Annotated in this window: 9 protein-coding genes; all 9 read right to left on the bottom strand. The window is 64.1% G+C overall.

The genetic code is table 11. From position 1 onward, the window contains the following. Positions 1–49: 49 nt before the first annotated feature. A complete protein-coding gene (locus G1E_RS21390) occupies positions 50–1,384 on the bottom strand; it encodes an OprD family porin (protein WP_009685172.1) in 1,335 nt (444 codons plus the stop codon). A gap of 205 nt (positions 1,385–1,589) precedes the next feature. Continuing rightward, positions 1,590–1,814 carry a hypothetical protein gene (locus tag G1E_RS21395; protein WP_009685173.1) on the bottom strand — a complete coding sequence of 75 codons (225 nt, stop codon included), beginning with the start codon at positions 1,812–1,814 and terminating at the stop codon, positions 1,590–1,592. A 195-nt stretch (positions 1,815–2,009) separates the two neighbouring features. After that, positions 2,010–3,443, bottom strand: coding sequence for a heavy metal sensor histidine kinase (locus G1E_RS21400; RefSeq protein WP_047150089.1), 1,434 nt, complete (start codon positions 3,441–3,443; stop codon positions 2,010–2,012). Then, the gene (locus tag G1E_RS21405; protein WP_047150090.1) at positions 3,418–4,092 is read right to left on the bottom strand and encodes a heavy metal response regulator transcription factor; all 675 of its coding nucleotides are present in this window, start codon (positions 4,090–4,092) and stop codon (positions 3,418–3,420) included. The genes G1E_RS21400 and G1E_RS21405 overlap by 26 nt, the downstream gene beginning before the upstream one ends. A gap of 9 nt (positions 4,093–4,101) precedes the next feature. Continuing rightward, positions 4,102–7,194 (bottom strand): multidrug efflux RND transporter permease subunit, encoded by a 3,093-nt coding sequence (locus G1E_RS21410; protein ID WP_009685177.1) that lies wholly within the window; start codon positions 7,192–7,194, stop codon positions 4,102–4,104. Continuing rightward, positions 7,191–8,354: an efflux RND transporter periplasmic adaptor subunit gene (locus G1E_RS21415; RefSeq protein WP_009685178.1), complete on the bottom strand. Its 1,164-nt coding sequence runs from the start codon at positions 8,352–8,354 to the stop codon at positions 7,191–7,193. Before G1E_RS21415 ends, G1E_RS21410 begins: the two co-directional genes overlap by 4 nt. A 165-nt stretch (positions 8,355–8,519) precedes the next feature. Next, positions 8,520–9,254: a YkgJ family cysteine cluster protein gene (locus G1E_RS21420; RefSeq protein ID WP_009685179.1), complete on the bottom strand. Its 735-nt coding sequence runs from the start codon at positions 9,252–9,254 to the stop codon at positions 8,520–8,522. Next, the gene (locus tag G1E_RS21425; RefSeq protein ID WP_009685180.1) at positions 9,251–9,562 is read right to left on the bottom strand and encodes a hypothetical protein; all 312 of its coding nucleotides are present in this window, start codon (positions 9,560–9,562) and stop codon (positions 9,251–9,253) included. Before G1E_RS21425 ends, G1E_RS21420 begins: the two co-directional genes overlap by 4 nt. 87 nt (positions 9,563–9,649) lie before the next feature. Next, positions 9,650–10,549, bottom strand: a complete 900-nt coding sequence (locus tag G1E_RS21430) for a chemotaxis protein (protein ID WP_009685181.1) — start codon at positions 10,547–10,549, stop codon at positions 9,650–9,652. Positions 10,550–10,671 lie beyond the last annotated feature (122 nt).

A 10,671-nucleotide genomic window follows, 5' to 3' on the forward strand; every position in this document is an offset into this window, starting at 1 on the left:
ACCATAGAATCTCCCACAGGCGTTCAGGTGTGCTGCCTGCCAACGAGGGTCAGAACACGTTCACGGGGTAATCGACGATCACCCGCAGCTCATCGTTGTCGCTGTTGCTGTCGATCGAGGCATAGCCCTGGCTGCCACGGTGGGTGGCATAGCGCACCAGCACCGACAGGTCCTTCAGGTCACCCTCCTGGAACACGTACTTCAGGTCCAGGTCGCGTTCCCAATGCATGGCGTTCTTGCCATCGGCACGGTAGTAGTCGTAATGGGTGGTGTCCTGGGTGGCCTTGGTCAGGTCCGCTTCGCCGCGCGAATAGGATAGCGAGCTGGTCAGGCCAGGCACGCCGACACCTGCGAAGTCATAGCTGTACTGCAGCTTCCACGACCGCTCGTTGGGGGCGTTGAAGTCCGAGTACATGCGCGAGTTGTCCAGGTACACGCTGTCGCCCAGGTTGATGTAGTCGAACGGGGTGTTGCCATTGACCCGCTGGTAGGCGGCGGTGACGCTGTGGTACCCGGCGTTGACGGTGAAGTGCACGCTGTAGGTGTTGTTGTCGATCTTGCCCAGCAGGGCCTGGCCGGTGTCCTGGGTGTGATAGAAGTGCACACCGGGGTTCAGGCTGACCAGATCGCTGACCACGTAGGTGTAGTCGAAATCAGCGTAGTACTGGTTCCAGATGTCCTTCAGTTCGGCGGCGTACAGGTTGGCGGTGATGTTCGGCGTACCGCTCCAGGAGGCACCAGCCCAGTTCAGGTGCTTGCTCTTGTCGTGTTCGTCGAGCGAGCCGTAGTAGGTGTCGATGCGGCGGTGGCCACTCTGGTTGTACGGGTGGGTGAAGCTCACCTGGCCGCCTTCGAGCAGCAAACCGTCGACGCTGGTGTTGATCAGGCTCACACCGCGGAAGGTTTGCGGCAGCATGCGGGTTTCGCCGCCGGCAATCACCGGGTTGGTGAGGAACAGGTCACCGGCCTTCAGTTCGGTGTCGAAGGCTTTGAGCTTGACTGCAGCGCCAGCGGTGGAAAACGAATGCGGCGCAGCACCCAGTTCGCCGTCGTCCTTGATGTGCGCTGGCAGGATGCTGGTGCCGGCATGGCCGCCGCCACCGTCGAGCTTCAGGCCCAGCATGGCATGGGCGTCCAGGCCAAAACCGACCGTGCCTGGGGTGTAGCCCGACTCGAACCGCGCCACTGCGCCCTGGCCCCACTCGCGGGTATCGCGCACGCCGGCGTTGTGGTTGTCGCGGTTGAAGTAGGCATTGCGCAAATGCAGATTGAAGGACGACCCTTCGATGAAGCCATCAGCCTTGTCTTCATCTGCCTGGGCGGCGCAAGGGATCGTTGCAGTCAATGCAATGAAAAACGGGGTGAAACGAAACGCGGAAGGCACCGGTAGAAGCTCCTTTGGTCTGACGGTGGGGCAGTTTTTATTTTGAATGTGCGTCTTTCTTATGGGTAAACGTTACAGCCGGGCTGAGAGTTACGGGCACATAAAAAAAGCCGCTGATGGGCAGCGGCTTTAAAAGGCTAACATATCGGCACAGGCTGTGCCCATGGCGTAGCCAAGGGAAAGTGGAAGCAACAACAGCGCCTGATCAGCTGTCGGCTTTGGCATCGACAGAGGCCTTGGAAGCTGTCTGTTCAGCATCTTTCATCACGTCGGCCTTATGTGCGGCAACGCTTTCGCGGGCCTCCTGGTGCGCGGCGGCGAGTTCGCTGTTACGGTTGACGAACGCCGGCGATTCTTCGGCCACGGCCAGGGGCGACAACAACAGGGACGACAGGACGAAAACGCTGGCAATACCCATACTGTTGGACATTTGAAACTACCTTCTTGCTGTGCAAGTGCTAATGAGGACGGGCTAAAGTTAGTCCTTTCATTGCACTTGATACAGAGCGAAGTGCGATAAGCACTGTTGCGCAAAAGGTAACGATGTACGCAAAAAGCAATAGGGCTTTCGTCTGCAAGCCGCAGGCTAGACGCGGCCTTTGCAGCCCCGACAATTGCCGCCCGGTCATTGAACCAGGGGCTGCTTCGCACCCCATCGCGACACAAGACCGCTCCTACAGGTCGGGAGCTGGATACCGAATGTATTCGCCCCGGCTTCACTGCGCACGAACACGTCCCCGCCATGCATCAGCGCAATCGCCTTGACGATGGCCAGGCCCAAGCCATGGTTACCGCCCCCGCTGTTGCTGCGCGCCGCATCCACCCGGTAGAAACGCTCGAACAGCAGCGGCAGGTGCTCGTCGGCAATCGCCGGCCCCGGGTTGCTCACGGCAATGCTGACCTGCTGCGGCCCGGGGACGATCCTTACCTGGATCACCTGGTGCGGCGCCGTATGCTGCACGGCATTGTTCAGCAGGTTGATCAACGCCCGGCGCAATTGGGCTTTTTCGATGGGAACCTGGGCATCGCCACTGACGCTGACGCTGACCTGCGCGTCTTCGAGAATGTAGTCAAGGTAGTCGAGTGTGGTCGCCACCTCTTCGGCCAGCGATGCCTGGGTCAGGGCAGTGGCTTTGCTGCCCTGGTCGGCACTGGCCAGGAACAGCATGTCGTTGATGATACTGCGCAGGCGCTCCAGCTCTTCCAGGTTCGATTGCAGCACTTCGAAGTAGTGCTCGGCACTGCGCCCGCGGGTCAGCGCCACCTGGGTCTGGCCGATCAGGTTGGTCAGCGGCGAACGCAGCTCGTGGGCAACGTCGGCATTGAACGCCTCCAGCCGTGAGTAGGCCTGGCTGACCCGGTCGAGCGCGGCGTTGAAGGCACTGGCGAACTGCGCCAGCTCAGGGGCCAGGGCCTGGGTTTGCAGGCGCCCGTCCAGGCGTGGCGGGGCCAGTGCCTGGGCCTCCCTGGAAAGCGCCAGCAAAGGGCGCAAGCCGATGCGCGCGACCCAGTAGCCCAGCACCGAGGCCAGCAGCACGCCAAGCACTGCCAGCCCGATGATCGCCAGCAGCAGGCTGTGCTGGGCCTGCCAGAAGGTTTCGGTGTCGATGCCAATCATGAACCGCAGTGGCGGGCGCTGGCCTAGCGCCGGCAGCTCGCTGACCAGCACTTTGTACGGGTAGGGGTGGTCCGGCAGGCGCAGGTCGCGCATGCCCTGCGCGCCCTCGGCGAACTGGCGCACCAGCGCGCTGGGCTGGCCATATTCATAGCCGGGGTCGCTACCGACCACCCAGAAACGGATGCGCTTGTCTTCCTCGCTCAGCAGGTTCAGCTTGTTGATGATCTTGGCCCAGTGCTCGGGCGTGCCGTAGCGGTTGAGTGTGGATTCGAGCACGCTGAAGCGCGCCTCCAGCTCGGCTTGCGGCAGCAGGTCGAGGCTGCGGTCGACCTGGCGATACAGGGCCGAGCCGATCAGCAGGAACACGGCCAAGGCCACCAGGATGAACAACGCCGACAAACGCAGCGCAATGGAGTTACCCCGCACGGTTTTCCAGGACATAACCCATGCCTCGAATGGTGTGCAGCAGTTTCTGGTCGAACGGCCCGTCGAGCTTGGCCCGCAGGCGTTTGATCGCGACCTCGACCACGTTGGCGTCGCTGTCGAAATTGATGTCCCAGACCAGTTCGGCAATTGCCGTCTTCGACAGGATTTCCCCCTGCCGGCGGGCCAGCACGCTGAGCAGCGAGAACTCTTTGGCGGTCAGGTCCAGGCGCTGGCCGGCCCGCGTGGCCTTGCGTGCCATCAGGTCGATCCACAGGTCGGCCACCTGAATCTGCAGGGGCTCATGGCTGCTGCTGCGGCGGGTCAAAGCCTGCAGCCGGGCCACCAGTTCCAGAAACGAAAATGGCTTGCCCAGGTAGTCATCGGCGCCTTCGCGCAGGCCACGGATACGGTCTTCGACCCGCTCACGGGCGGTCAGCATGATCACCGGGGTCTGCTTGCGCGCGCGCAGGGCGCGGAGCACGCCGTAGCCGTCCAGCCCGGGCAGCATCACATCCAGCACAATGACGGCATAGTCGCCCTCCAGGGCCAGGTGCAGGCCATCGATGCCATCGCGCGCCAGGTCCACACTGAAGCCTTGCTCGGTGAGGCCGCGATGCAGGTAGTCGGCGGTTTTTTCTTCGTCTTCGATGATCAGCACACGCATGGTCTTGTCCTAGCTGGCACTTGGCGCTGCCGCGCGGGCAGCCTGACGGCGATGGAACAGGCGCTCCAGGGCCAAGTATATGACCGGGGTGGTGAACAGCGTCAGCGCCTGGCTCACCAGCAGGCCGCCGACCACGGCAATGCCCAGTGGTTGGCGCAATTCCGCGCCGGTGCCAAAGCCGAACATCAGCGGTACCGCGCCGAGCAGCGCGGCCAGGGTGGTCATGATGATCGGCCGGAACCGCGTCAAGCAGGCCTGGTGGATCGCCTGTTCCGGTGAAAGGCCCTGCTGGCGCTGGGCTTGCAGGGCAAAGTCGATCAGCAGGATGCCGTTTTTCTTGACGATGCCGATCAGCAGCACGATGCCGATCAGCCCCATGATGCTGAAGTCCTGGCCCATGGCCCACAGCAGGATCAACGCGCCAAGGCCCGCCGAGGGCAGGGTGGAGATGATCGTCAGTGGGTGGACAAAACTTTCGTACAACACGCCGAGAATGATGTACACCGCCACCAGTGCCGCCAGGATCAGCCAAGGCTGGCTCGCCAGCGAGCTTTGGAAGGCCTGCGCCGCGCCCTGGAAGTTGCCGCTGATCGAATCGGGCATGCCCAGCTCGCGCTGGGTGCGTTCAAGGATGCTCACCGCATCGCCAAGGGCCACGCCCGGGGCCAGGTTGAACGACAGGTTGGCGGCCGGGAACAGGCCGTCGTGGCTGATCGACAGCGGCCCGGTACTGGGCGGCGCCACATGGGCCACGGCCGCCAGGGGCACCATTTCATTGCTCAGGGGCGAACGCAGGTAGAAGTAGTTGAGGCTCTCGGCTTTACCACGCTGGCGCGCATCCAGTTCCAGAATGACCTTGTACTGGTTGGTGTCGGTCTGGAACTCGCTGATCTGGCGCTGGCCGAAGGCGTCGTACAGTGCCTGGTCGACGTCTGTAGTGGTCAGGCCGAAACGGGCGGCGGCCTGGCGGTCGATGTCGATGCGCGTGACGCTGGCCCCCAGTTGCAGGTCATTGGACAGGTCGCGCAGCGCCGGGTTGTTGCGCAGCCGCTCGGTCAGGCGCTGGGTCCACAGGTTGAGCGCCTCGGCGTCGTTGCTCTTGAGCACGTACTGGTACTGGGTGCGTGAAGGGCCGGAGCTGAGGTTGATGTCCTGGCCGGCGCGCATGTACAGCACGATCCCCGGCACCTGGGCCAGCTTGGGGCGCAGGCGGTCGATCAGTTCGCTGGCCGAGACATCCCGCTCGCCACGGGGCTTGAGGGCAATCCAGAAACGGCCGTTGGCGATGGTCTGGTTGCTGCCGGTAACGCCCACCGAATGCGAGAACGCGCGCACCGCCGGGTCGGCACCGATGATTTTCGCCAGCGCCTGATGTTTCTCGATCATCGACGGGTACGACACATCCGCGGCCGCCTCGCTGGTGCCAAGGATGAAGCCGGTGTCCTGCAGCGGGAAAAAGCCCTTGGGGATGGCCACGTAGCCCACGACCGCCAGCGCCAGGGTCACTGCGAACACGCCCAGCGTCACGCGCTGGTGGGCGAGGGCACGGTTCAGGCCCCGCTCGTACCAGTTGACCAGGCGTTCGCCGAAACCGCCCTGGTGCCCGCCAGGTGGGCGGTGCATGAACAGCGCACACAAGGTCGGCGCCAGGGTCAGCGACACCACCACTGAAATCAGGATGGTGGATGTGGCGGTCAGGGCGAATTCCTTGAACAGCCGGCCAACCACCCCGCCCATGAACAGCAGTGGGATGAACGCTGCGATCAGCGACAGGCTGATCGAGACCACGGTGAAGCCGATTTCCCCTGCACCCTTGAGCGCTGCGGTACGGCTGTCGTCGCCGGCTTCCAGGTGGCGGTGGATGTTCTCCACCACCACGATGGCATCGTCCACCACGAAACCCACGGAAATGACGATGGCCACCAAGGTCAGGTTGTTCAGGCTGAAGCCCAGCACGTACATCAGTGCGCAACTGGCGATCAGCGAGACCCCGAGTACGCTGGATACCACCAGCGTCGCCGACCACTGGCGCAGGAACAGCGCCATCACCCCGATGACCAGCGCCACGGCGATCATCAAGGTCAGTTCCACCTCATGCAGCGAGGCGCGGATGGTTTGCGTGCGGTCTTGCAGCACCGACACCTCGACCGAGGCCGGCAGCATTTCCTGCAGCTTGGGCAGCGCGGCCATGACCCGGTCCACGGTGTCGACGATATTGGCGCCGGGCTGGCGGAAGATCACCAGATTCAGCCCCGGCTGGTCGCCGGACCAGGCCTTGACGTAGGCGTTTTCCGCGCCGCTGACGACCGTGGCCACGTCGCGCAGGTACACCGGGCTACCGTTGCGGTACGAGACGATCAGTTGCGCGTAGTCCTCGGGGTGGAACAGCTGGTCGTTGGCGGCCAGGGTCGACACGCTGTGTTCGCCGTACAGGGCGCCCTTGGCCAGGTTCAGGCTGGTTTGCGCAATGGCCTGGCGCAGGTCGGCCAGGGTCAGGCCGATGGCGGCGAGTTTTTCCGGCTGCGCCTGCACGCGGATCGCCGGGCGCAGTTGCCCGGTGATGTTGATCAAGCCGACCCCTTCGATCTGGCTCAACTGCCGAGCCAGCAAGGTTTCGGCGTAGTCGCTGAGGTCGTTGCCGGGCATCTGGCTGGAGCTGACTGTCATCACCAGCACCGGGCTGTCGGCCGGGTTTACCTTGCGCCAGGTGGGCGGGTTGGGCAGGTCTTGCGGCAGGCGCGCAGTAGCGGTGTTGATCGCCGCCTGCACTTCCTGCGCGGCCGTGTCGATGTTCTTGTCGAGGGTGAACTGTAGCACCAGGGTGGTCGAGCCCAGCGCGCTGCTGCTGGTCATCTGGGTCATGCCGGGGATGGCACTGAATTGCACCTCCAGCGGGGTTGCCACCGACGAGGCCATGGTTTCCGGGCTGGCGCCGGGCAGTTGCGCGGTCACCTGAATGGTGGGGAAATCGGCCTCGGGCAAGGGGGCGACCGGCAGCCGTGGGAAGGCGATGGCGCCCAACAGCACCAGGGCGAAGGTCAGCAACAAGGTGGCGATGGGGTGGTCGATGCACCAGGCCGAAACACCGTTGCGCGTGTTCATGGCTGGCTCCGCTGGTCTGCGATGGCCGGCGCTGGAGGCGCATCGGGGCTGACCTCGACTCGTGAACCGGGCTTGAGCCTCGACTGGCCATCGAGCACCAGGCGCTCACCCGGCTTGACCCCGGCAATGACGTTCAGCTCGCTGTCCTGGTACAGCACCTTGACCGGCACGCTGGTGACCTTGTCGCCGTCCAGGCGGTAGACGAAGTGCCCGTCCACCCCACGTTGCACCACCGGCGGCGGGACCACCAGGGCGTTTTCCTGCACGGCGGTGCGCAGGCGGACGGTGACCAGTTGCCCCGGCCACAGGCGGCCGTCCTTGTTGTCGAATTCGGCTTTGACCCGCACGGTGCCGGTGGTGGGGGAAACCTGGTTGTCGATCAGCGCCAGGTGGCCTTCGCCAAGCAGGCTGCGTTCGCCGTCAGCGTCCATGTACGCCTGCACCAGCGCAGGGGCCGGTGCCGTGAGCAGGCGTTGCAGGGTTGGCAGCATTTGCTGGGGCAGGGCGAACTCGACGGCGATCGGGTCGATCTGCGTCACGCTGAACAAGCCTTGCGTGTCGCTGGTGCGTACCAGGTTGCCCGGGTCGACGTTGCGAATGCCCACCCGGCCAGTCACCGGCGAGCGGATTCGGGTATACGACAGCTGCACCTGGGCGTTGGCGATGGCTGCCTGGTTGCCTTCGACGGTGGCCTGCAACTGGTTGACCAGTGCCTGTTGCTGGTCGAGCTGTTGCCTGGACACGCCGTTATCGCGGCTGAGCAGGCGGTAGCGCCGCAAGTCCACTGCCGCCACCTGGATCTGCGCCTGGCTTTGGCCGAGCAGGGCGCGCGCCTGGTCGAGCTGGGCCTGTATGGCGCGGTCGTCGAGGGTGGCGAGCAAGTCGCCCTGCTTGACCCACTGGCCTTCCTTGACCAGAACCTGGGTCAGAACCCCCTCGACCTGCGGGCGCACCTCGACGCTGTGCAGCGACAGCACCGAACCGATGGCACTGGCGTAGCGGGGTACGTCCTGTTGGGCGACGGTTACCACCCGCACCGGGATGGCCGTTTGCGAGCGGGCGGCGGGGGCAGGCTGGCGCTGGGTGTACCAAGTTCCCGCTGCTACCAGGATGAGCAGTACCAAGGCGGCAAGCAAGGCAGAGCGGAACGGACGTCGCATTGGTGCGGGCACCTTGGCCAATGGGGAGGGTGGTCAGTCATTCCATCTTATAGCCGCCGAACCGGGTCGGCAGCGTGACCGCTGGCTGACAACCGTGTCAGTTTCAGATAACCGGCTGCCCGGTCTGCTCCCTCGCGGGTGAACCCGCGCCCACCACCTGCAGGGCTAGAAACCGATAAAGGCGTAATACACCGGGGGCTCGTTGGTGGTGTGCAAGCCCTGCCCCTGCAAGCCCGCCGCCAGCGTCTCATCCTCCACATGCAAGGTCCACTGTGTACCGTCATCATCCGGCACCTGCGCCAGCGCCCCGGCAAACGCGCCCATGTCCGGCAGGTAGGCGGTAAACCCGTTGCCCTTGAGCGCACTGGTGGTCATGCCCAGTGCCTGGCACACCGCCACCTTGGCGCCAATGTCGTCACGGTCGGCCTGGCGCGAAGCCTGCACCAATGCCTCCAGCCCGGCATCCACCAGTTGCGTGCCGTGAAGCAGCGCAGGCCCCTGCTGCCAGGCTTCTGGCGGGCAGTCCTTGGTCTCTGGGCGCAGGGGGAGGTGCGGGTTGATTTCCACCGGGTAGATGCGGCAAACCAACGGCCGTTGCTCATAGATGCTGCAGCGGTCGTTGTCGTCCAGGTTGCGGCAGCGGCCGGGGTTGAACGCGGCAAAGGTCACCGACACCCGCGCCTGGCCATTGCCGCAGGCTACCGGGTACGACCGGCGCAGCACATGCTCACGTTGCTCCACCGGCATGCCCGGGCCATCGGTGACGAAGGCTTCGATCAGCACAACCACCTGACCGCCGTCATGTGCCCAGCGGCCTGCCTCGGCCAGGGTCAGGGGGACATGGTGGCCGCTGCAGCACCTGCCGCATCCGGTGCAGCCAAAACGCAAGGTGGCGGTCACTTGGCTTGCGGGCTCCATTCGCTGACGAAGGCACGCTGCTGTTGGCGGTCGTACAGGCACAGCTCGGTGCCAGTGCGCTGCTGCATGTGCTTCTGCGGGTAGACACCTTCGACCAGCAAGGCACTCATGCCTACCTGGTCATCGAATTCGGCGGGCTTGCCGCGGGCGTGGGCGTCCTTGAACTGGCTGGCCGCCAGGCAGGCTTTGAGCATCTGCTGGCGCTGCGTGTTCCAGGCCTGGCTGCTGGAAGCCTGGGCGATACCGCTGAAAAGAGCGCAGCCGATCAGGATGGAGCTGAGATACTTCATGGCGGGTTCCGGCAAATTTTTTGCGAGGGCCCGAATTATGCCCGACTTGCCCCCGGCAGCAAGCCGGGGAGTTTGTCGCTGAATATATCAGTGCTCGGCGAACACCACGGCACGTGCTGCCACCACCAGACAATCGGTCAGCTCCGGTGAGGAAAACTTGGTGAGGATGGCATTCGCCCCGGCCTGGGTTGCCTTCTCGCTGCTCATGGCGCTGTCCAGCGAGGTGTGCAGCAGCACGTACAGGTGCTGGAAGTCGGGGGTTTCACGCAGGGTTCGGGTGAAGGCGTAGCCATCCATCTCGCTCATTTCGATATCGGAGACGACCACGTTGATCTCCTGTGCAGTGCCTTGCAGTTCCAGCAGCACATTGATCGCGTCCTTGGCGCTGCGCGCGGTGTGGCATTCGATGCCCAGGTTGCGCAGGGTGTGCACCGACTGCTGCAGGGCCACCTGGCTGTCGTCCACCACCAGGATATTGGTGGCGGCCAGCAGGCTGGCGTCTTCTGCGCTTACTGAACCGCGCGCTGGCTCTGGCGCAGGCGGGGCAATGCCGTGGATGACCTTCTCGATATCCAGCACCTGCACCAAGGTGTTGTCGACGCGGGTAACACCGGTGATGAACGAGCGGTTGCCCGAGGCATAGGGCGGCGGTTTGATGTCGGTGCTCAGGCAATGCACGATGCGGCTTACGGCCTGCACGTGCAGGCCCTGGCGCGAACGGCTGATCTCTGTGACGATCAGGCAACCGCCTTGCGGGTCCTCAAGCGGCTGCTCGCCGATGGCACGGGACAGGTCGATGACCGACAACGAATGGCCACGCAAGGTGGCTACGCCTTTCACGTGGGGGTGCGACTCGGGCAGCTTGGTCAGCGGCGGGCAGGGGATGATCTCGCTGACCTTGAGCAGGTTGATTGCCATCAGCTTGCCGCTGCGCAGGGTGAACAGCAGCAGCGACAAGGAGTCCGCGCGGGCTTTTTGCGTGGCCATGGTGACCTTCGGTGGGAAACAGGGGGGATAACCGGTTATCGGCCTGGTCGGGCCGGGCTTTAGGTCTGTATTGCCTGTTCTGGCCTAATCGCCGGTAAGCCGGCCCACAGGGATCGCCTTAG

It is taken from the genome of Pseudomonas sp. TJI-51, from assembly GCF_000190455.2.
Classification (GTDB): Bacteria; Pseudomonadota; Gammaproteobacteria; order Pseudomonadales; family Pseudomonadaceae; genus Aquipseudomonas; species Aquipseudomonas juntendi.

Bases quoted from the DNA above. Each gene is read 5' to 3' on its own strand.
- G1E_RS21395 (WP_009685173.1), bottom strand. From the start codon at position 1,814: ATGTCCAACAGTATGGGTATTGCCAGCGTTTTCGTCCTGTCGTCCCTG.
- G1E_RS21400 (WP_047150089.1), bottom strand. From the start codon at position 3,443: ATGTCCTGGAAAACCGTGCGGGGTAACTCCATTGCGCTGCGTTTGTCG.
- G1E_RS21405 (WP_047150090.1), bottom strand. From the start codon at position 4,092: ATGCGTGTGCTGATCATCGAAGACGAAGAAAAAACCGCCGACTACCTG.
- G1E_RS21410 (WP_009685177.1), bottom strand. From the start codon at position 7,194: ATGAACACGCGCAACGGTGTTTCGGCCTGGTGCATCGACCACCCCATC.
- G1E_RS21415 (WP_009685178.1), bottom strand. From the start codon at position 8,354: ATGCGACGTCCGTTCCGCTCTGCCTTGCTTGCCGCCTTGGTACTGCTC.
- G1E_RS21425 (WP_009685180.1), bottom strand. From the start codon at position 9,562: ATGAAGTATCTCAGCTCCATCCTGATCGGCTGCGCTCTTTTCAGCGGT.
- G1E_RS21430 (WP_009685181.1), bottom strand. From the start codon at position 10,549: ATGGCCACGCAAAAAGCCCGCGCGGACTCCTTGTCGCTGCTGCTGTTC.